Raw genomic sequence first — 23,225 nt, 5'->3', positions numbered from 1 at the left:
TAGATGATTTTTAAATAATTACCAAGCTTAAAACCTAGTTTTAGCTAAGTATCTAAGCGCTATCATTGTAGTGAGGTGGCGGGTTATTTTGAAATTCAGGTTTTATTAGAAAGGTGACATTAGTCATTTTCTAAGAGGTGTTGTGGTTGCACATTTGTCATCTAATTAAAAACAACCACAATGAGAATTCTAGATACACTTCGTTTAAGTGCTTATGTACTTATCGCCTTTATAAGTGTCAATACATCTTTACAGGCACAACGCTATGCATTACAAAAGTCTGCTTCCCAGATGGAAGTTTTGGGAACTTCAAATATTCACGACTGGGAACTTACCGTAGAAGATATTGCCGGAAGTATGCAAGTGACTGAAACCAATAATAAGCTTGAGGGTATTAGCAAGTTACACCTCGCGATTCTCGCAGAAAGTCTTAAAAGCGGAAAGAGTGGGATGGATAAAAACACCTTTAAAGCGCTCAATACATCGGCTTATAAAAATCTTGAATACGATTTAAAAAAGGTAGAAAGTATAAAGGCAAAAGAGGATGGTAACTATGTCATACAAACAACTGGAGATTTAATGATTGCCGGGGTTACCAAGCAGGTTTCAATAGTGTTTGATGCTAATGTAATGCCGGGGTATATCACACTTACCGGTAAGCACGTACTTAATATGACCCATTATAAAATTGACCCGCCAAAGGCATTATTTGGAACCATTACCACAGGTGAAATGGTTACTGTAAAATTTAAAACAACCTTCATCAATTAATTCAATAGTTAAAGAAAACAACCATGAAAAATTTTATAAACTACTTCAGTATTGTATGCTTAGCATGCATAGGAATAAACGCACAGGCGCAAAGTCAACGGGACTTTGACAACTATAGAAGTCCAGATAAACGAGGTGTAAATCAGTTTGAAGCGCCTAAAGATACGGTGAGTACGTTTGACGGGCTGCACGTGCGCATAGGTGGTGCATCTGCCTTGCAGTTTCAGGCAATAGACCACGAGAATTCAGGAAATGCATTAACTCCCGTTTTACAGGAAATAGGAAATAATTTTAACCTGGCTACAGCAAATCTTGATCTGGATGTCGCTTTATTTGATGGTGTGCGTATGCATCTACGTACGTATCTGTCTTCTCAGCATCATAATGAAACCTATGTAAAGGGAGGTTATTTTCAAATAGATAAACTCGACTTTATCAAAAAGGGATTTATGGAAAACCTTATGAATCACCTGCGTATTAAAGTAGGGCATATGGAAAATAATTATGGTGATATGCATTTTAGAAGAACCGATAATGCAATGTCGCTTTACAACCCATTTATAGGAAACTATCTGATGGATAGTTTTACAACCGAAGTAGGCGGTGAAGTATATCTCTTTAATAAAGGATGGATGGGAATGCTGAGCGTGACCAATGGGAAACTGAACCAGGCGGTAACAAACCCCGGAGTTACGAGTCCGTCATTTATTGCAAAAGTGGGTTATGATAATACCATTGCTCCAGATTTGCGCTTGCGTTTAACAGGATCAATTTACAAGACTAACCAGACAGCAAGTGCTTATTTATACAGTGGTGACCGTGCAGGTACACGATATTACAACGTAATGACTGCTTCAGATGGCAGTGGTGATGGCTTTAGAGCAGGACGTATTAACCCAGATCTTAAAAATGAAATCACCTCTGTGATGATTAATCCGTTTGTAAAATACAAAGGTCTGGAGTTCTTTGGTGTACTGGAAACTGCCAGTGGTAAAAAATCTGCAGAGACTAGTAACCGTACCTGGAATCAGTATGCAGGAGAGTTACTTTACCGTTTTGGTCCTACCGAAAATTTATATTTAGGCGGGCGTTACAATGTAGTAGATGGTGAATTAGAAGGCGGTGCAGACGTTAGTGTAAGCCGTTATCAACTGGCTGCAGGATGGTTTATGACAAAAAATATTCTTATGAAAGTAGAATATGTAAATCAGGAGTATAATGATTACCCGGTTGCAGATATTCATAATGAAGGCTTTTTTAAAGGTTTTCTGCTGGAAGCAGCTATAAGTTTTTAGAGAAAAGTTGGTGAATGAAGGTGGAGGCTCTTTTAAGAGTCTCCACTTTTTTATTAAAATCAGAAATTATGAGAAATATAGTTTACACTGTGGTTATTTTACTTTCAGCAATTCTAAACGCGCAAGAAGATTACTCAAGTATTACTATTACTAACCTTAACAACAGCAATCTTGTTATTAAGGGAAGAACCAATATTTGTGGTTTTAAATGTGAGTTTGATGCAGATTATTTGAAGGAAAACCAGGAGATTTTAGTTTCTAAAAATGAAACAGTACTGAATTTTAAAAATGCTGTTTTAGTTCTTGATACAAACGGTTTTGACTGCGGAAATAAACAAATGAACCGTGATTTTAATGCCCTTTTAAAAGCAGATAGCTATCCCGAAATTATTCTAGAGCTTAAGAATGTAGAAACCTCAAACTATACGGTTATTGCAGCAGCAATTATACATATTGCGGGTAAAACCCATCTGTATAAATTGCCCGTTATAAAAACACAAACTGCCGAAACGCACTTTACAGGAGTGTTGAAGCTTTTATTAAGTGATTTTGATTTAGAATTTCCTAAGAAATTATTCGGGATGATAGAAGTCAAAGATGCTATTGAAATTCATTTTGACATCGCAGCCCGGTATGAAAATCTGGAGTAAAATTAATGTGGGACTTAGTTTTTTAATTGGTTTTTTGGAAATAGCATTTTCACATAGATATTGCTCTCAAAAAGAAGTTCCGCCACCAGGAGGTGATGATGCGGGTTACTATTTTTAGTTATAATTAGTACAAGAGCCATACTAAAAATATGGCTCTTTTTAGTAGTTTAGCCGTAAACTTCAGCTATTGAACAAAGCATTACTCTTTTTTTTCTGCGGACTTTTACTCTCTTGCGGAAAAGATAATAAGCACAACTATAAACAGCAGACTATTCAGGATAGTGCATTATTCTATTTTGACGAGGCACAGGATAAAACACGATCTTTAGTAGATCGAAAAATTTCTGTAGAGAAAGCACTTCAACTATATAACACTAAAAAAAAGGATACTAATTATACAAAAATCCTTTATAAAAAAAACTGGCTTAATTACTCTTTAGGTGAATTTGACAGTTTACTTAAATATGACGACACCCTAATCAAATACGCACTTAAAATTGATGATAAATCAACTTTAGGGATGCAGGAATATTTAATGGGATATTACTTTGAGGTTGTAGCAAATCAACTTGATAGTGCTTTTGTGCGGTATAACAAATCTAAAACCAACTATCTGGCACTACAGGATAGTAGCTGGGTGGGTAAAAATTTGGTTAATATGGCCGGTATTCAACAAACACAGAGCGATTTTTTTGGAAGTAAAGAAACAATTACTGAAGCCTTGCAGTTTTTTGAAAACAACGACAATACAGGAGCTATAGCTTCAAGCTATAGTGTACTAGGTACAAATCACCGCAAGCTTTTTAATTATAAAGATGCTATTCTATATTTAAAGAAGGCGATTAAAATTACAGATTCAGATTCAGATCGAAACATTTATAAAAACAATCTGGCAGCTACTTACCTAGATAATAAGGAATATAAGAAAGCAATAGAAATATTAAAATCGGTTTCAAAAGATTCAACCGTAATTAATGATGAAAAGGAATATGCGAGAGTTTTAGACAACCTTGCATATGCACAATGGTTAGCCGGTACTCTCCATGTAGAAACGCCGTTAATTCAACCCCTTAATATTCGAAAATCTATAAATGATTTACGAGGTCAGCAATCTAGTTATACCCATTTAGGTGAGTTTTATAGTAGCATAAATGAGCAAAAAGCCAGAGCTTATTTTGATACGGTTATTCAGATTTCAAAAGTTATAAACACTCCTAAGGCAGAACAAGATGTCTTAAAAAAAATGCTACAGTTTTCAGATAAAAACCTTCAGCTAAGAGATCGTTATATTGTTCTCCAAGACAGTTTGTATCAACAGGAATTAAAAGTAAAAACGCAATTTGCCAAGTATAAGTACGATGATAAATCTAAACAAGAATCTATTGTACGTTTAGAAAAAGAGAATGCTTTAAAAGAATTACAAACCGAACAAGAACAGTTTGCTAATTTAGTAGGTAAGGCCATATTAATATGTTTACTTATAGTTTTGGTGGTCATATATATAATTTTTAAACAACGTACAAAGCGTTTAAAAACTCAAAACCGGGCAGATAGGTTAGAGGCTGCTTATACTACAGAAACAGAATTATCGAGCAGATTGCACGACGACTTTGGGGCAGGTCTTAACCACGTAATGCTGTTATTGCAGACTAATTCTGATAAAGAGATTGTGCTTGACGAACTCGATGGCTTGTATAAACAAAGCCGGGATTTTTCTAGAGAAATTAATGAAGTAGAGACGGGAGAGCAATACAAACAAAGTTTAGTAGCGCTATTGCAAATACAAAAGCCCGAAAATACAAACCTGTTTATTACCGGTGTTCAAAACATCTTATGGGAGCACGTAGACCAGTGGTCTAAAGTTGCCCTTTACAAAGTATTACGGGAATTAATGATAAACATGAGAAAGCATAGCGAGGCAAGATTAGTAACGGTAAAATTTTCTGAAGAATCAAATTCACTAAAGATTAATTATGAAGATAATGGTGTAGGAGCCTCAAAAGAAGCATTAATTTTAAAAAATGGGCTCCGTAATACAGAAAAGCGTATAAAAGCCATTGGAGGAACTATTAGTTTTGACACAGAAACAGGAAAAGGCTTTAAAGCCTTGATCTATATACCAAAATAAAAGTTCTGTATTATGTTCAAAAAAGTTCTGATTGCTGAAGATTTTCAAGGTGATAATAAAAGTATTGTTGATACCTTAAAAGAGAAACTGGGAATTCCGTATTTATATGAAGAGTTGTATTGTGATAAAGCCTACAACAGGATTAGCGTTGCCCTGAGTGAAGACGATCCCTTTGAGCTGCTTGTGACAGACTTATCTTTTAAAGAATCTCATCTTAAACAAAAACTCAATTCTGGAGAAGAACTCATAGCTGCTGTGCGCAAATTGCAACCCGGGATTAAGATTGTTGTTAATTCTATGGAAGATAATCCTTCTAAAGTGCAGGCGCTTTTTGATCAATTAAACATTGACGGCTACGTATGCAAGGGCAGACAAAGTTTAAACGAACTCGTAATGGCTGTGCAGGCTGTAAACGAACATAAAAAATACACTTCCCCACAAATAAATTTAAATGCAAATTCTAATGTATTTCAACTTGAAGAACTTGACCTAATTGTTTTAAAAAGCCTTGCCGAAGGTTTTAGTAAACGAGAAATTAGAGAACAGTTGATGCAACAGAATCTTAAACCCAATTCTGAAAGTTCTATAGATAAAAGGGTAAGTAAACTTTTTGTAGAGTTTGGCGTTAAAAACACTACCGAATTAGTGGCTAAACTTATTAGAAAAGGGATAATTTAAATTAAGTAAAAAGAGTTTTTTTTAAATACTGAAGCGCTATTTTTTGTTCAATTTAAATTGAACAAACACCGGTAAATGATCTGAAAGATTACGTGCATATTCTAAATTATCACAAGACCCGACAAAGTCTATAACGCCGGTTTTTATGCAGTGTATGTTTTTTGAATAGAAAATGTTATCAATAGCGTAGTTGAGATAACCTAAAGGGCTGCATTGATTTTTTAGAGTTGTTTTTTGATTTTTAAGTGCCGCTATAAATCCCTTTTTCTTTAAAGGATTGAAGACTTCTTCCTGCTCATTCATATTAAAGTCACCGGCTAAAAATACAGTTCCGGTGAGCGTATTGAGAATATAATTTGATATCGCTTTAATCTCGCGCTCGGGATTTTGATCAAAGGGTCTTGAGTGAAAGTTAATCACTGTAAAAGGTGTTTTCTCGAAATAAAAATCAATAAGAAAAGGCTCCCGATCTACCGCTTCATCTATTTGCTTAATTAAGTTACCTCTGTTTTTTATTTTGATTTGAGCGGTTTTCCAAAGGTACGCATAACGTTCTGTTACGTATTTAGGGCTATGGGTAGGGTCACTAATTAGGTAATCCCACTTTGCACCTTTTCGGTTTAAAATATCTGAAAGCTTAGCCACAGCCTGTGCTCCACCATAGCCTGCAACCACTTCCTGTAAAGCCACAACATCTGCATCTCTTACAATTTCGGCAATCGTATTGAGTTCTTCACTGTTTTTTGTTTTGCCAAAATCTCGAATGTTCCACGAGACTAATGTGATCTCTTTTTGCTGTGCAACCGAACTAATTGAGAGACACAGAAAGAAGAGGAGCGCTAATTTTTTAATCAAAATATACTTTTTAAGTAGAGGCTAAAAATAGATATTCTTTAAACGATGACTATACAGAAATTTGTAAGTTAATTTTTACTTCTACATTTAATTAAAAGTTTCAACGGAATAATATGGGATGTATTTGTGGTAGTTCTATAGTTTATTTATTGATGAATTGTTTGTGAATATTCGCTTATAATTTGACTATATTAGTTTCAAAAATATTCTATTAATATCTATTAATTATTTAAACATATGCTTTATACATACCTTCTACAATTACCGCCGGGTACTCAAAATCCTGATGATAATAATCCGGTAGATTTTACAAATCCCTTTGATTTGATTGTTTTTGCAATTCTGCCTATTGTGGTACTTCTGTTTTATATATGGTGGAAACGCAAGCGCAATAAAAGGAGCTAATTAGTCACAAGATTGACAGCAACTTTATTAAGAAAAATTTAAATAACTATATTAAATTTTTAATAATTATATTTTATTAGGTAAAAGATGCGATTTTAAGTTTTTAATTTTAAATAATTACTAACGAAAATAATTGCACTATGAACTTCTCCAATGATAATCATTTTCTAAAGACGTTAAACGATCTACAAAAACGTCATCCTTTCTCGAACAAGGAAAATCAAAAGTTAGATTTTATCAAAACCACTTCTATAGTAAGTCTATCGTATACAGATGAAGGTGGGTTTGATATTAAAAAAGGTGATTTTTCCACCGCTGGAACCGCTGGAACCTATAAAATCAAAGTAAACTATATACATCCAGATAATTCGTGTTCTAAAATTGCAGGCTTTCTTCCTAATAAGGATTTTAATTAGAGTAAAATTTTCTCCTTATGTGTGTGCAAAACTTATCTCAACAGCAATTAAATCAGCTCTGTGGAATAAAATATATTTCCTCTAAATACTTTGATACCTATCAAAATCTAGCCATAAATTCAAAGAATATCTTTCTAAAGAGGGTATTTAAAAATTTATATACCTGTAAGTCAGATTTTGTAAAATCTATTGAAGATGTATTGGTACACGCAAAATTAAACGGAGACCAGCTAGAAGAGCGGTTATCTATTCCTTCAATTTATAAAGAGATGATGCCTGAAATTGGATTTTCTACTGTTATTAAAAACTGTTATCAAATAGAAATAGCCATACATGAGACTTGCAGGTCAGAATGTTTTCAGATTAAAAATGAAATGGTCAAGAATATTCTTCTTGACTTTATAGAGAAACATAGCAAATTAATTAGTGAATTACACTCAATCGACTTTAATTCACTTGCACTAACGAATCAACCTAACTAATAAAACTATAAATATGAATAAGCCAAAAAATTTTCCGGAGCAAAGTCAAGAATTGCCGGGTAGCGAAAGCCAAATGAATCCACAACCCGAAATAATTAGAGAAGGATACAGGGGTTCTGATAAACTTAAAAATAAAGTGGCTTTAATTACCGGCGGCGATAGTGGCATAGGTAGAAGTGTTGCTGTTCACTTTGCCAAAGAAGGAGCTTCAGTCGCTATAATTTATAAATCTGAGAGTGATGATGCAGCCTACACAAAAGAACTTGTAGAGAAAGAAGGGCAAAAGTGTTTGTTATATGAAGGAGATATTAGAGATGAGGCTTTTTGCAACCAGTGTACTCAGGATATTTTAAAACATTTTAAACGGGTAAATATTTTAGTTAATAATGCAGCGGTACAGTTTACTAAAGATAGTGTGGCTAACCTCGCAATATCTGAAGTAAAAGAAACTTTTGAAACGAATATTTACCCCTATTTTTATTTTGTAAAAGCATTAGAAAGTCAATTTAAAAGTGGCGATTCTATTATTAATTCAACTTCTGTCACGGCATATAGAGGTTCTTCACACTTATTAGATTACAGTAGTACTAAGGGAGCGATAACCACGTTTACGCGTTCACTAAGTAAAATGTGGGCGTCTAAAAATATTCGTGTTAATGGTGTCGCTCCGGGTCCTATCTGGACACCCTTAATCCCGGCAACTTTTGATGACGTATCAGATTTTGGTCAGGATGTGCCATTAGGTCGAGCAGGCCAACCCAGTGAAGTAGCACCAGCTTACGTATTTCTGGCTTCAGAAGATAGCAGTTATATTACAGGACAAGTAATTCATGTAAATGGAGGAGAAGTTGTGGGGGCTTAATTTATTAGCACTGTAAAAAGGGCAATTACTCAGGTAGTTGCCCTTTTTTTAGTTGATATATCATTTGATTATAAATCTTCAAATTCCTTTAGTCTTACCATGTTAAAGTAATGGGAAACAAACGCTAATACACTGAGTTAATAAGTAATTTTAAAATAAAAATTATGAGATCTATTTGGAATGGTACGCTAAGTTTTGGTTTGGTTTCTATACCGGTAAAATTATTTTCTGGTTCAGAAGATAGAAAGCTTGATCTTGATATGCTTGATAAACACGATAATCAAAGGATTAGGTATAAGCGTGTAAATGAGAAAACCGGGGAAGAAGTAATTTGGGGTGATATCGTAAAAGGTTTTAAGAAAGATGATACGTATATCATATTAGAAAATGAAGATTTTGAAAAGGCCAATCTTAAAAAGAGTAAAACAATAGATATCGAAGAATTTGTTCTAGAAGATGATGTTGCCGATGTCTTATTCAAGAAACCCTATTTTTTAGAACCCCAAAAGGAAGGTAGCAAGTCCTACAATTTACTAAGAGATGCTTTAAAAAAGACAGGTAAGTTAGGTGTGGGTACATTCGTTATGCGACAAAAAGAACATCTTAGTCTTATAGGTCATTATAAAAATGCTTTGGTTTTACACGTGATTCGGTTTAATGATGAAATTAGGGATCCTTCAGAGCTAAAATTACCCAAAACAAAAGTTACCAAAAAGGAGGTAGATATGGCGGTTTCTTTAATTGAAAACTATTCTGAAAAATTTGATTTATCTAAATATAAGGATGTTTATAATGATCAACTTATGAAAATCATTAAGGATAAGGCAAAAGGTAAAACAACTAAAGTAGAAGAAGTTAATATTAAACCCACTGATGCCAAAGATCTAATGGCTCAATTGAAGGCAAGCCTGGAAGCTCGTAAGAAGAAAAAAGCATCCTAATTCTATGAGTCTCAAAAAGTATAACGATAAACGGAATTTTGAGAAGACTCCAGAACCTGAAGGCACACTTAATGAGGAACATTTAAACCGGTTTGTTATTCAGGTGCATAAAGCCTCGCGTTTGCATTTTGATTTAAGGTTAGAAATAGATGGTGTGCTTAAAAGCTGGGCCATACCTAAAGGGCCTTCCTTAAATATTAAAGATAAAAGACTTGCTATACAAACTGAAGATCATCCTGTGAGTTACCTAACTTTTGAAGGAGAAATACCTAAAGGTAATTATGGGGCCGGAAAAATGAAAATATGGGATTCGGGTTTTTTTGAGTTTAATAATACTGGCCCATCTACATCAGACCAGTTATTTAAAATGGGAGATTTAAAACTCACCTTTTTTGGCGCAAAAATAAAAGGTGATTTTGCCTTAGTTCGAATTAAAGATCCTAAAAAAAATAATCAATGGCTACTCATAAAAAAACAGGATGAGTATGCAACCGAATTACATTACACCATAGATCTACCTGATTTTGCTTTACCTCAAAAACAGGTAATTCCTGCAACACGTGAAATTAAAATCGACCAGCAGGTCAAGCCTATGTTGGCGACTCCGGCTAAAGAAATCTTTAATAGTCCCGATTGGATTTACGAAATTAAGTGGGACGGCTATCGCCTACTATCTTATGTAAATGAAGGTAATGTAATTCTTCAATCTAGAAATGGGCAATCTTATAATGAAAAATTCAGTCTTATTGCGGATGAGTTACACGCTCTTCCTCAAAATGTAATTCTTGACGGTGAGCTAGTGATACTGGAAGAAAATGGTCTTCCTAACTTTCAAAAATTACAGAATTACGAGCGAGGTAAAACAGAAGGAGTTCTAAGGTATTATGTTTTTGATATTGTATATCTCAATGGATATGATATGCAGCTACTTCCTTTAATAGACCGAAAGAGTTTTCTACCAGAGCTACTAGAAGGGTTAGATCATTGTGTGTATTGCGATCATATAGAGGGTATGGGCACTATGTTTTACAATAAGGCCATAGAAAGTGGTTTAGAAGGTGTGATAGCAAAGAAAAAAGACAGTAATTATTATCCCGGGCTTCGGTTTGAGCATTGGCTAAAAATAAAAAATATAGAAAGCGACGAATTTCTTATTTGTGGTTATACCAGCCCACTAAATAAAAATGATCATTTTGGCTCGTTAATTCTAGGAAATTATAAGGAAGAAAACTTAATCTATGCAGGTAACTGTGGGAGTGGTTTTTCTAATGCCGAAAAGAAAGAATTGCTCTCAAAATTTAAATTATATGAAATTTCATCGTCACCTTTTAATCAAAAAGTTTCTTTAAAGGGAAGAGAAGCACACTGGATGAAACCACATTTTGTTTGTGAAGTAAAGTATATGGAAAAAACACAAACTGGTTTATTAAGACATCCCGTATTTAAAGGTTTACGTTTTGATAAGATGGTTGATGAGGTATCCCAACCCAAAGTTTCAAAGAGTTTAAAAACTAATGATATTACAGATGTAGATTCTGTTTTAGAGATAGGTTCGGTCAAGGTTCCTATTTCTAATATTAACAAAGTCTATTGGCCGGAAATGGGATTTTTAAAATATGATTTGATCGATTATTACTTAAATGTTTCAGATTATATACTTCCCTATTTAGTTGACAGACCACAAAATCTTCATAGACATCCTAACGGAATTAATGAATCTGGCTTTTATCAAAAGGATAATGAATATTTACCGGAATGGGTGGAAAGTAAAGCTATCTATTCAAAATCTGTAGATAAAAAAATAAATTATTTACTCTGTCAAAATGAAGCTACACTCATCTACATGGCAAATTTAGGATGTATAGAAATTAATCCGTGGAATTCTAGAATATCAACACTAGACCATCCAGATTACGGAGTTATTGATCTTGACCCTTCAAAAAAGAATACTTTTGAACAGGTTATTGAGACTGCTCAGGCAGTTAACGAAGTTTTAAAAATTGCAGATATCCCAGGATATTGTAAAACTTCAGGATCAACAGGATTGCATGTATATATACCAATGGGTGGAAAATATACGTATGAAGAAGTACGTAATTTTATTAAGCTACTATGTCTTTACGTTAACGAGATGCTTCCGGAAATCACCAGTCTAGATAGGTCATTAAAAACCCGGGGAGATAAAATTTATCTTGATTATTTACAAAATAGCAAAGGGCAAACCCTTGCATCTCCTTATTGTGTACGGCCAAAGGTGGAAGCTACTGTATCTACTCCCCTAATGTGGGAAGAAGTAAAAGCGGGTTTGTCGATTAAAGAATTTAATATTAAGTCTGTTATTGATAGGTTTTCAGAAAAAGGAGATCTATTTAAGAATGTTCTAAAGACGAATATAGACATGCATTTAGCTCTGACTAATCTTGAACAGTAAATGAACATTAAAGTAATATCTAAATAAAAACGGGCATTCTATTTTTGAATGCCCGTTGTAAATTTTGTGATATATAGGAGTTACATCGAACCCCAAAAGTTAAGTAAAGCTTTTGCAGTAGGTCCTGCAGATAAGGGATTTTGCCCTGTAATTAATAATCCGTCACTTTCTACGTGTGATATAAATGGCACAGAAGCAGTCTTATAATTTGCCCCAAGCTCCTTTAGACGATCTTCTAATTTGTAGGGTATATTATTTGAGCGTAATGCTAATTTTTCTTCGGTATTAGAAAAACCAGTTATTTTCTTATTTTCTAACAACAAAGGATTAATTTCTGCAGCTTTTAAGAGTGCTGCAGGGCCGTGACATACTGCAGCTACTGGTTTACCACTGGCGATAAAATCTAAGATTAATTGACCGCTTAACTCATTTGAAGCTAGATCAAACATAGGGCCGTGACCACCAGGATAGAAAACAGCATCAAAATCGGTAGCTGTTACACTTTCTAATTTTAGTGTGGTATTTAGAGCAATTTGAGCAACAGAATCATTTTTAAAACGCTTATTTGATTGTGTGATATTTTCAGTTAGTTGGCTCATTTCATCAATAGGGGGGTGACCTCCTTTAGGACTTGCTAATGTGACCTCACACCCGGCATCAATAAATTCATAATAAGGATCTGTAAACTCTCCTATCCATAAACCTGTTTTGCTTTTTGTGTTTAACAACTCCCCGTGGGATGTAACAATCATTAATATTTTTTTTGACTTCATAATCTGGTTGTTTTTTAGGTTTATTCTGAAATCAGACATTTTAAGTCTACTGTATTTTCAAAATGAATTTCCGAATTTTTAAATGAGTCAAAAGCCAAAAATCTGCTAAAATTTATCTGCAAAGAGAATCATTGTTTTCTATTTTCTAGTCAATTTAAATAAGGAAAACAATTAAGGTGAGGTTTTGCTAGTAAATACCGCGTGGGTTAATTTTGAAAGTAACTAAAACTATAGATAATAAATTTCCCAGGGCTTATCTATTGCATTTACGAGATTTCTATAAACAAAAAAAGCCCTTCTTTCGAAGAGCTTTTAGCGGTCTGGACGGGACCCGAACTTATCTGGGAGTACCAGTGTTTTCAAGCCTTTAAAAAACCCTATTTTTAATGACTCACCGAATCGTACACCTGATTTTAAACTTTAACATTTTTAATATCTCGTAATTAAAAAAATATGAGTTTATAAAATATAGTTTGATAGAGAAGTATCTTTTCCGTATACAACTGTCTCAACCCTTGTTTTAATTAAAGGTTTTTGGAGTGATTAGTTCTTTAGACCTGGCTATATTTTTTAAGGTCGTAAACCTTTTTAAACTAGTAAATTGCACGCACAAGCTCAATTCTAAGCAAATTTTCATTAAAATTGTTGAATTCTTTTAAATATTGAATTTTCATTAAATTAAGATTAGTACGTTTTATTTTCTTAACTGCTTATTTAACTATTCTTAAAAATTAAATTTTGTATGTAAAAAGGGTGTTAATCCCCTTCTGTATACTTCTGAATAATGTAGATTTGCTTTTGTATTTTACCGTTAAAAGTGTGCGTTATATAGAATATTTTATCTAGTTCGTTTTTTTCTGAAAACGCTAATTTGATTTAGATATAATTAATATCAAACTTAAACCATTCAAAATAAGCTAATATCAAATTTCATACTCTTAAATATGCAGTAATTATCATCAAATATTGATTTTGTAAATTTAAGTAATACAATATTTTCAAATAAACTTTAAACAATAATTTCCTAACCAGAACCATATGATAAAACTATTACACCACTTATTACTTTCAGTTTTTACTAGTTAACCAAAATTTAAAGCCAGACTACTTTAGCTGAATGCATTGCTATAGCAGGTTCCAATCGATGGAAACAGAACACGTTGCCCATACTTTTTGGATGTTGCATTGTAAGAAGTGTCTGCAGGTAATTGTCGTTAGTTTTACTAGGATTGCTGAAAGGCATTGGGATAATTGATGTACGTGATATTGAGCTATTTTCATCGGTATTCTTCGAAGCATAATCTTTAAAAACAATATTCGTAAGCTCTTTTATTTTCATTTAGTTCCGTTTTGTTCTACTAATTTTTTTAAATCAATTTTTATGAAAAAAAAACTACTTGATAGTTTTCTATTATTTTTTTTGTGTATTGCAGGAGTGAATGCACAGGAAGGCTTTATAGGTGAAATACGCATGTTTGCAGGTGATTTCCCTCCAAGGTACTGGGCTTTTTGTGAAGGACAGCTTTTGCCGATTAATCAAAATCAAGCGTTATTTTCGATTCTCGGTACGCAGTATGGAGGAAATGGTACGACGAATTTTGCCTTACCAGATCTTAGAGGCAGGGTTGCTGTTCACGTGGGGCAGGGGAATGGGTTAATCCCAATTGTTGCAGGTCAACAGGTAGGAACGGAAGTTAATATCTTGACCTCTGTTCAATTGCCACCTCACACCCATTCATTTAATGCTGTAAGCGAGGATGGCACTACTGCTTCTCCGCAAGGTGCGTTTATGGCGGGTACTAAAGCTCTTGACCCCGAATATGCTTCCATTGGAACTATTATACCTATGAATTCTGCTTTGTTAGGGCCTAACAGTAGTGCTAACGTGCCAGTTGAAAACCGGGAGCCTTCGCTTGTTCTCAACTATATTATTTGTCTTCAGGGTATATTTCCTTCCCGTAATTAAACTACTCTCTAATGAAAAAAAACTATCAGGTATTAATCCTCTTTTTATTGATCTGTTCTTTTGTACAGGCTCAGAATTCCTATATAGGCGAAGTACGCATATTTGCTGGAAATTTTGCCCCTAGGGGGTGGGCTTTTTGCGATGGCCAAATTTTGAGTATCGCTCAAAATAGTATTCTATTTTCTATCTTGGGAACTACTTATGGCGGGGATGGTAGGACTACATTTGCCCTACCAGATTTGCGTGGGCGTGGTGCCGTTCATCCCGGCAGGGGACCTGGTCTGAATGAGGTCAGATTAGGTCAGATGCAGGGTACTGAATCGAATATACTTTTAGCTAATCAAATACCAAGTCATAACCATCAAGTATACGGGGTGGCTGAAACTGGCAATGTAGATTCGCCCGCAGGCAGTTTTCCGGCGAATACGATGCGATTGGATCCCGAGTATTCGCAGACGGGTATCCTGGTACAAATGAATTCCGCAATGGTAGGTGTTAATCAGCCAAATTCTCAGCCTGTTGAAAACAGGCAGCCTTCTCTGGCTTTACGCTACATTATAGCTCTACAAGGTATTTACCCCTCAAGAAATTAATTATGAAAAAATCTATTATTATTATCAGCATTAGTTTGATGTGTTTTTTATGGACTGCGCGCGTGTTTGCGCAGGATGATTTTATTGGTGAAATACGGATGTTTGCAGGTAATTTTGCCCCAAGGGGATGGGCCTTTTGTGAGGGTCAGTTGCTGAGTATATCTCAAAACACCGCTTTATTTTCTATTTTGGGAACTACTTATGGAGGGGATGGCAGAGTTACCTTTGCCCTACCTGATTTAAGGGGGCGATTACCTATTCACAAAGGGCAGGGAGCCGGACTGAGTAACTATATACTAGGGCAAAAAATTGGTCAGGAATCCGTGACCTTACTATATAATAATTTACCCCAACATACACATCCCGTATTTGCAATAAGCGAAACTGGCACCCAGGCGAATCCTGCCGGTAATTTTCCTGCCAATTCACAGGCGCAGGATCCAGAATACGCTACTTCAGGTACTCGTATACCTATGAATGCTGCTGTGACAGGTCAAAATAGTACATCTAACTTGTCTTTAAATAACAGACAGCCCTCATTAGGAATTAACTATATCATTTGTCTTAACGGGATTTACCCTTCCAGAAACTAAGTTTATGAAACACTTTTACATTTTAATTTTGGGATGCCTGTTTTTTGGCGTACATCTCGGTCATGCACAAATCAATCTCAATACCTGTGATGAATACACTGGTGATTTAGATTTTGTGCTCACCTTTGAATCGGTTGATGGGTCCGGAAGGAATATATACCAAACGAACCCTATAAATGGTGACCAGCCCTGTCCCGGTTTAGGAGTCTGTGAATTTAGAATCGCCTGGAATGTCACGTTAAATCGCTGGGAAGTCCTGGCAGAGGACGGGGATGGCGATTTTGCAACCTCATTTGTTTTGTATTCTAATACTTCAGCATCAAGTCCTAATCCTCCAGATCTAACGCTAGGTACCTGGCAAGAAAATACAGCCTTAACAGGTGGAGAGTGTATGGCCTTGCAAGAGCTAAGCGGAGATGTACAATCAACGCTAAACAGCAATACGGCACCTATAGCTACAGCACCATCTGCACCTTTTGTAATTGAAGATGGCATAAATGTAGCTCTGCCTGATGACATTCAGGTATTCGACCCTGATGGTGATAATCAGACCTTAACTTTTACGATCACGGGTGGTACCTTAGCTCTGGGTAGTACTGGAATAAATTTTGGTGGTTCTGGAAACGGTTCCTCAAATTTTACTGCTTTAGGTAATTTAACGAATATAAATAATGCTTTAGATGTAGCAACATTCACACCTACTCCTAATTTATCGGGTGTTAATACTGCAAGTATTTCCTTCGTGTCCAATGATGGTATTACAAATTCTAATACAGCAAGCGTAACATTTGATATAGAACCAATAAATGATGCACCGATCTTTAATGGTAACAGGGTTATTTCATATACGGAAAATGGTTCTCCTACCAAGTTTAATAGCGGGGGTAATATTATTCTCAGTGAACCGGAAGGTGATGACATTATCGAAGCAACCATCACTTTCAATGATCAGATAAGTGGAGATATTCTTTCAGTAGAAACACCTAGTCCATATTCTGTTTCTCAATCGGGTAATGAAATTAAACTACAGGGAACAGGTTCTGTTGCTCAGATGATTACCGCTTTAGAATCTATAGAATATAGCTTTAACGGAAATGATCCCACAAGTGGAGAAACGGATAATTCACGTAACATTTCAATAGTAGTAAAGGAAGCTTCTGGTCTATCCTCTAATTCAATGACTGTTCAGGTTAGTATAAATGCTCTAAACGATGACCCTACCTTTACCGGATTACCCTCAACAATTTCTGTGCTGGAAGATGTTGCAAGTGTTATCGACCTTTCTGCGGCAACTTTTGGGGATGTGGATTCGGATTCCGGTTCTGTCACTTTATCTTTATCGGTTTCAGCGGGAACACTAACTGCAATTAGTGGAAGCGGGGTTACGGTATCTTTCCCGATTACAGGAACGATGAATTTGAACGGGACTGCGGCAGCGATTGAAAATTATTTGAACACCCCGTCTAATATAAACTATACCAATGAATCGGGTTCTAATACGGCAACTTTAAGTATTTCTGCGAATGACAATGGGAATAGTGGCTCGGGGGCGGGACTTTAATTTCCTTTGGAACGATTAATATAAATGTGAATTCAATTCCTTCTGTAACTTCAGTAATTGTACCAGCAAATCGTACTTATTTAGCAAATCAAAACCTTGATTTCACGATAAACTTTAGTGAAGCGGTAGATGTAAATACAACTATTGGAACTCCTGAACTAAATATAGTTATAGGTGCAAATACAAAATCTGCAGTATATGTCAGCGGTAGCGGCAGTAGTGCCTTAGTATTTAGATATGTAGTAGCTTCAGGTGATTATGATACAGATGGAATCTCAATAACTGGACTTAATACTAGTGGGGGAACGATTAGGAATCCCTCAGGATCTGATGCTAATCTGATGCTGAATAATGTAGGGAATACCACTAATATTTTGGTTAATGGTTGTGATTTAACAGCCAGTGGCGTTGCTACTGCAGTAAGTTGTAATGGAGGCAGCGACGCATCAATTGATTTAGCTGTTGTTGGCGGAACTGCATCTTATACTTATCTATGGAGTAACGGTGCTACCACCGAAGATCTATCAGGTCTAACGGCCGGCACTTATGATGTTACGGTAACCGATGCTAATGGTTGTACAGCAACTGCTTCGATACAGGTAAATGAACCGACTATACTTTCAGCCAGTGGCGTTGCTACTGCAGTAAGTTGTAATGGAGGCAGCGACGCATCAATTGATTTAGCTGTTGTTGGCGGAACTGCATCTTATACTTATCTATGGAGTAACGGTGCTACCACCGAAGATCTATCAGGTCTAACGGCCGGCACTTATGATGTTACGGTAACCGATGCCAATGGTTGTACAGCAACTGCTTCGATACAGGTAAATGAACCGACTATACTTTCAGCCAGTGGCGTTGCTACTGCAGTAAGTTGTAATGGAGGCAGCGACGCATCAATTGATTTAGCTGTTGTTGGTGGAACTGCATCTTATACTTATCTATGGAGTAACGGTGCTACCACCGAAGATCTATCAGGTCTAACGGCCGGCACTTATGATGTTACGGTAACCGATGCCAATGGTTGTACAGCAACTGCTTCGATACAGGTAAATGAACCGACTATACTTTCAGCCAGTGGCGTTGCTACTGCAGTAAGTTGTAATGGAGGCAGCGACGCATCAATTGATTTAGCTGTTGTTGGTGGAACTGCATCTTATACTTATCTATGGAGTAACGGTGCTACCACCGAAGATCTATCAGGTCTAACGGCCGGCACTTATGATGTTACGGTAACCGATGCCAATGGTTGTACAGCAACTGCTTCGATACAGGTAAATGAACCGACTATACTTTCAGCCAGTGGCGTTGCTACCGCAGTAAGTTGTAATGGAGGCAGCGACGCATCAATTGATTTAGCTGTTGTTGGCGGAACTGCATCTTATACTTATCTATGGAGTAACGGTGCTACCACCGAAGATCTATCAGGTCTAACGGCCGGCACTTATGATGTTACGGTAACCGATGCCAATGGTTGTACAGCAACTGCTTCGATACAGGTAAATGAACCGACTATACTTTCAGCCAGTGGCGTTGCTACTGCAGTAAGTTGTAATGGAGGCAGCGACGCATCAATTGATTTAGCTGTTGTTGGTGGAACTGCATCTTATACTTATCTATGGAGTAACGGTGCTACCACCGAAGATCTATCAGGTCTAACGGCCGGCACTTATGATGTTACGGTAACCGATGCTAATGGTTGTACAGCAACTGCTTCGATACAGGTAAATGAACCGACTATACTTTCAGCCAGTGGCGTTGCTACTGCAGTAAGTTGTAATGGAGGCAGCGACGCATCAATTGATTTAGCTGTTGTTGGCGGAACTGCATCTTATACTTATCTATGGAGTAACGGTGCTACCACCGAAGATCTATCAGGTCTAACGGCCGGCACTTATGATGTTACGGTAACCGATGCCAATGGTTGTACAGCAACTGCTTCGATACAGGTAAATGAACCGACTATACTTTCAGCCAGTGGCGTTGCTACTGCAGTAAGTTGTAATGGAGGCAGCGACGCATCAATTGATTTAGCTGTTGTTGGCGGAACTGCATCTTATACTTATCTATGGAGTAACGGTGCTACCACCGAAGATCTATCAGGTTTAACGGCCGGCACTTATGATGTTACGGTAACCGATGCTAATGGTTGTACAGCAACTGCTTCGATACAGGTAAATGAACCGACTATACTTTCAGCCAGTGGCGTTGCTACTGCAGTAAGTTGTAATGGAGGCAGCGACGCATCAATTGATTTAGCTGTTGTTGGCGGAACTGCATCTTATACTTATCTATGGAGTAACGGTGCTACCACCGAAGATCTATCAGGTTTAACGGCCGGCACTTATGATGTTACGGTAACCGATGCCAATGGTTGTACAGCAACTGCTTCGATACAGGTAAATGAACCGACTATACTTTCAGCCAGTGGCGTTGCTACTGCAGTAAGTTGTAATGGAGGCAGCGACGCATCAATTGATTTAGCTGTTGTTGGTGGAACTGCATCTTATACTTATCTATGGAGTAACGGTGCTACCACCGAAGATCTATCAGGTCTAACGGCCGGCACTTATGATGTTACGGTAACCGATGCCAATGGTTGTACAGCAACTGCTTCGATACAGGTAAATGAACCGACTATACTTACAGCCAGTGGCGTTGCTACTGCAGTAAGTTGTAATGGAGGCAGCGACGCATCAATTGATTTAGCTGTTGTTGGCGGAACTGCATCTTATACTTATCTATGGAGTAACGGTGCTACCACCGAAGATCTATCAGGTTTAACGGCCGGCACTTATGATGTTACGGTAACCGATGCTAATGGTTGTACAGCAACTGCTTCGATACAGGTAAATGAACCGACTATACTTACAGCCAGTGGCGTTGCTACTGCAGTAAGTTGTAATGGAGGCAGCAACGCATCAATTGATTTAGCTGTTGTTGGCGGAACTGCATCTTATACTTATCTATGGAGTAACGGTGCTACCACCGAAGATCTATCAGGTTTAACGGCCGGCACTTATGATGTTACGGTAACCGATGCTAATGGTTGTACAGCAACTGCTTCGATACAGGTAAATGAACCGACTATACTTTCAGCCAGTGGCGTTGCTACTGCAGTAAGTTGTAATGGAGGCAGCGACGCATCAATTGATTTAGCTGTTGTTGGCGGAACTGCATCTTATACTTATCTATGGAGTAACGGTGCTACCACCGAAGATCTATCAGGTCTAACGGCCGGTACTTATGATGTTACGGTAACCGATGCCAATGGTTGTACAGCAACTGCTTCGTTTGTCATTGAGGTTATAGATAGCTCTTCTCCTTTGGCATTAACCAGGGACATCTCAGTAAATCTTGATGCAAATGGTTCGGCTTTAATCACAGCAGGTGATATTGACAATGGTTCGTATGATAACTGTAGTATAGCTTCACTTGAAATTGATCAAACAGAATTTTCTTGTTCTACTTTGGGAGAAAATACGGTAACACTAACAGTAACGGATACGAATGGTAATGTAAGCACAGCTACTGCAGTTGTAACCGTAACTGGTTGTGCACAGCAGGGGATTACTTTTGAGGATGAATCTTTTACTTACGATGGGACGGTTCATGCTCTTGCAGTAAATAACCTGCCTACAGATGCAACGGTACGTTATACCAATAATGAGAAAATAGACGCTGGTGTCTATACTGTGGAGGCTGTGGTAACCAGACCCTACTATCTTGACTTAATACTAACGGCTAGCCTTAGCATTGAACAAGCTTCACAAATCATCAGTTTTGATGAACTTCCTATGGTAAGCCTTGAAACGGATCCTGATTTTCAGCTTCAAGTTACGGCTTCATCCGGGTTACCGGTAAGTTATAGCTACACGTATAGTTCAACTGTACCGGCAGCAATGGTTAGTGAATCTGGTTTTGTAAGCCTGGTACAATCGGGTACCATTACCATAACTGCTACTCAGGCCGGCAATGAAAACTACCAGCCCGCAACTCCCGTATCTCAGGAGTTTATTGTAACCAGTGCAGATGCATCCATCACACGCCTGACTATTGGAGACTCTGAATACCTCAATCCCGATGCAATAATTACCTATGTCATTGATTGTGGTGAAGACGTGCAGACGCTCTACGTCACTTACGAGACGGAGGCCAATGCAACCGGCAATATGCCGAAGACCTTCAGTGTACCGGTACCTCAGCCGGGTATCTACCGCACCACGCTGGTAGTTTCCTCGCAAGATGGGATGGTGAGCAGAACTTATACCATCGAGATTCACAAACGTTTCTTATTTGGAGAGATCGTGGTGCAAAAGTTCAACAATACCCTGGTGGTCAATAACAATTCGCAGACTAATGGCGGCTATCGCTTTACCGGCTACCAATGGTATAAAAACGGAAGACTAATAGGCAACGAGCAGTATTTTTCAGAAGGAGATTTATCAACAGATATGCTTGATCCGTTTGCGAGCTACCGCGTGGAGCTAATCACTGCAGGAGGGGATGTGCTGAGCACCTGTGCTTTTAACATTGAATTGCAGGCTAGTGGCAAGATACACCTGGCCCCAAACCCGGTACGGGCCACTTCCTCGGCAACCTTGTTTGCTGAATTTGATAGGGAAGAGCTTAAAGATATGAAAATATCCATCCATAGCCTTCAGGGCACCCTTGTTGACACTTTTTACACCAGTGGCTCTAGCACAACTGTGCAGATGCCAGCGGGTATTCAAGCAGGAGTTTACGTATTGGTCTGTGAGACCAAGAAACAAACCCAAACCATTCAATTTATTGTTAACTAAATCAACCTCTACAGATGAAGTTTTTCATAACTAGAATTATACAAATGAATAGATTAAAAGGAGTACTCTTTGTTTTAGGACTGGGATCCCTTCCGCTGCAGGGGCAGCAAAACAATGAGGTGCTGGTAAACATAAACGGGCCTGTTTCCATATTGGAATATGAAGGGGTAGATAACAGCGCAGCGCTGGATGATGGGATTGGTTTTGGCTTGGAATACGGGTATTACCTTTCACCGAAATGGAGTTTAAGGACTGGCTTTGCATTGCAAACCTATCGAGGTAATGCAAAGCTTGATAGAATCAACGCGGCTTATGTAACTCAGGATTCAGAAGCGGAAGTTTTTGAGTTCCGCTACCAGTTTACTAATTATCGGGAAACCCAGAAGGCGAGATACATTCAAATCCCGATTTTGGGGCAATACGAGACTTCCGGTAACAATCGGTTTTTTGTTTTGGCAGGGGTAAAGTTAGGTATTGTTGTTGACAGCCAATACAAATCAAGAGCTACAGGTCTGACTACTTCGGGTTATTATGAGCAATACGATGTTTTGCTAGAGGCGCCACGTTTTGCTGGGTTTGGAGACTTTGGCAGCTACAGTTGGGAAGCAGACGAGCTTGATCTTAAAACCAATGTGATGCTGAGTTTAGAAACCGGGCTGAAATTACCGATCAGCACGGGGAGTCTGGTGTATTTAAGCGTGTATGTAGATTACGGACTCACCAATGTATTTGAAGATACCAAATCAAACCGCTTGCTGGAGTACAAAGCGGAGCCTGAAGTAAATTTTACAGGCAATAGTGTGCTGACCACTCAGGTCGGAAATGTAGACGAGATTAAAACTCTTTCCCTTGGGTTTAAACTCAAATACGGTTTTTCCTTCTAATTAAGCAATACTATTAATTAATCAAAAGCCTTCTTAAAAACGAGGAGGCTTTTAATTATGAAAATAATCTATTATTTATATTTTTATTTGAAAAGGAAATTGTCGATTATACTCTTAAATGGTGATAGGAATGTTCAAT

Annotated in this window: 20 protein-coding genes; 17 read left to right on the top strand and 3 right to left on the bottom strand. The window is 37.3% G+C overall.

Annotated features, from left to right (window positions below):
• Positions 1-180 precede the first annotated feature (180 nt).
• From P164_RS12790 to P164_RS12770, 5 genes are all read left to right on the top strand, one after another.
• Entirely contained in the window at positions 181-771 is a 591-nt protein-coding gene (locus P164_RS12790) for a YceI family protein (protein ID WP_028376728.1), read from the top strand.
• Between the two features lie 23 nt (positions 772-794).
• Positions 795-2,066: a hypothetical protein gene (locus P164_RS12785; protein ID WP_028376727.1), complete on the top strand. Its 1,272-nt coding sequence runs from the start codon at positions 795-797 to the stop codon at positions 2,064-2,066.
• 68 nt (positions 2,067-2,134) lie between these two features.
• On the top strand, positions 2,135-2,716 hold the full coding sequence (locus P164_RS12780) for a YceI family protein (RefSeq protein WP_028376726.1): 582 nt from the start codon (positions 2,135-2,137) through the stop codon (positions 2,714-2,716).
• Between the two features lie 187 nt (positions 2,717-2,903).
• Positions 2,904-4,844: a tetratricopeptide repeat-containing sensor histidine kinase gene (locus tag P164_RS12775; protein ID WP_028376725.1), complete on the top strand. Its 1,941-nt coding sequence runs from the start codon at positions 2,904-2,906 to the stop codon at positions 4,842-4,844.
• 12 nt (positions 4,845-4,856) lie between these two features.
• Positions 4,857-5,522 carry a response regulator transcription factor gene (locus P164_RS12770; RefSeq protein ID WP_028376724.1) on the top strand — a complete coding sequence of 222 codons (666 nt, stop codon included), beginning with the start codon at positions 4,857-4,859 and terminating at the stop codon, positions 5,520-5,522.
• Positions 5,523-5,558: 36 nt separating this feature from the next.
• Here P164_RS12770 and P164_RS12765 read toward each other — a convergent pair whose 3' ends face one another.
• Positions 5,559-6,377, bottom strand: coding sequence for an endonuclease/exonuclease/phosphatase family protein (locus tag P164_RS12765; RefSeq protein WP_051621351.1), 819 nt, complete (start codon positions 6,375-6,377; stop codon positions 5,559-5,561).
• Between the two features lie 237 nt (positions 6,378-6,614).
• Here P164_RS12765 and P164_RS12760 point away from each other — a divergent pair, with 237 nt between their 5' ends.
• The 6 genes from P164_RS12760 to ligD all read left to right on the top strand — a co-directional run bounded on the left by P164_RS12760 (position 6,615) and on the right by ligD (position 11,914).
• Positions 6,615-6,782, top strand: a complete 168-nt coding sequence (locus tag P164_RS12760) for a hypothetical protein (protein ID WP_028376722.1) — start codon at positions 6,615-6,617, stop codon at positions 6,780-6,782.
• Between the two features lie 140 nt (positions 6,783-6,922).
• Complete coding sequence (locus tag P164_RS12755) at positions 6,923-7,198, top strand: hypothetical protein (RefSeq protein WP_028376721.1); 276 nt, start codon at positions 6,923-6,925, stop codon at positions 7,196-7,198.
• Positions 7,199-7,215: 17 nt separating this feature from the next.
• On the top strand, positions 7,216-7,680 hold the full coding sequence (locus tag P164_RS12750; RefSeq protein ID WP_028376720.1) for a hypothetical protein: 465 nt from the start codon (positions 7,216-7,218) through the stop codon (positions 7,678-7,680).
• A 13-nt stretch (positions 7,681-7,693) separates the two neighbouring features.
• Positions 7,694-8,542, top strand: a complete 849-nt coding sequence (locus P164_RS12745) for an SDR family oxidoreductase (protein WP_028376719.1) — start codon at positions 7,694-7,696, stop codon at positions 8,540-8,542.
• Between the two features lie 164 nt (positions 8,543-8,706).
• Positions 8,707-9,483: a Ku protein gene (locus tag P164_RS12740; protein WP_028376718.1), complete on the top strand. Its 777-nt coding sequence runs from the start codon at positions 8,707-8,709 to the stop codon at positions 9,481-9,483.
• A 4-nt stretch (positions 9,484-9,487) separates the two neighbouring features.
• Entirely contained in the window at positions 9,488-11,914 is a 2,427-nt protein-coding gene (gene ligD, locus P164_RS12735; RefSeq protein WP_028376717.1) for a DNA ligase D, read from the top strand.
• 80 nt (positions 11,915-11,994) lie between these two features.
• Here the strand turns inward: ligD and P164_RS12730 are convergent, their stop codons facing one another.
• Positions 11,995-12,687 carry a type 1 glutamine amidotransferase domain-containing protein gene (locus tag P164_RS12730; protein WP_028376716.1) on the bottom strand — a complete coding sequence of 231 codons (693 nt, stop codon included), beginning with the start codon at positions 12,685-12,687 and terminating at the stop codon, positions 11,995-11,997.
• 1,093 nt (positions 12,688-13,780) lie between these two features.
• Entirely contained in the window at positions 13,781-14,026 is a 246-nt protein-coding gene (locus tag P164_RS12725; protein WP_028376715.1) for a hypothetical protein, read from the bottom strand.
• A gap of 42 nt (positions 14,027-14,068) precedes the next feature.
• On the opposite strand from P164_RS12725, the gene P164_RS12720 reads away from it, so the two are divergent.
• The 6 genes from P164_RS12720 to P164_RS12695 are packed head-to-tail and all read left to right on the top strand — an operon-like array spanning position 14,069 to position 23,086.
• On the top strand, positions 14,069-14,653 hold the full coding sequence (locus tag P164_RS12720) for a phage tail protein (RefSeq protein WP_234405863.1): 585 nt from the start codon (positions 14,069-14,071) through the stop codon (positions 14,651-14,653).
• 11 nt (positions 14,654-14,664) lie between these two features.
• Entirely contained in the window at positions 14,665-15,246 is a 582-nt protein-coding gene (locus tag P164_RS12715; RefSeq protein WP_081817373.1) for a phage tail protein, read from the top strand.
• 2 nt (positions 15,247-15,248) lie between these two features.
• Positions 15,249-15,839, top strand: a complete 591-nt coding sequence (locus P164_RS12710; protein WP_234405862.1) for a phage tail protein — start codon at positions 15,249-15,251, stop codon at positions 15,837-15,839.
• Positions 15,840-15,843: 4 nt separating this feature from the next.
• A complete protein-coding gene (locus P164_RS12705) occupies positions 15,844-17,400 on the top strand; it encodes a hypothetical protein (RefSeq protein ID WP_051621350.1) in 1,557 nt (518 codons plus the stop codon).
• 26 nt (positions 17,401-17,426) lie between these two features.
• Complete coding sequence (locus tag P164_RS12700) at positions 17,427-22,202, top strand: T9SS type A sorting domain-containing protein (RefSeq protein WP_028376711.1); 4,776 nt, start codon at positions 17,427-17,429, stop codon at positions 22,200-22,202.
• A gap of 44 nt (positions 22,203-22,246) precedes the next feature.
• Positions 22,247-23,086, top strand: a complete 840-nt coding sequence (locus tag P164_RS12695) for an outer membrane beta-barrel protein (RefSeq protein WP_028376710.1) — start codon at positions 22,247-22,249, stop codon at positions 23,084-23,086.
• Positions 23,087-23,225: the final 139 nt, after the last annotated feature.

The sequence above is a fragment of the Leeuwenhoekiella sp. MAR_2009_132 genome (assembly GCF_000687915.1).
Lineage (GTDB): Bacteria > Bacteroidota > Bacteroidia > Flavobacteriales > Flavobacteriaceae > Leeuwenhoekiella.
This window is presented reverse-complemented; position numbering and strand designations above follow the sequence as displayed.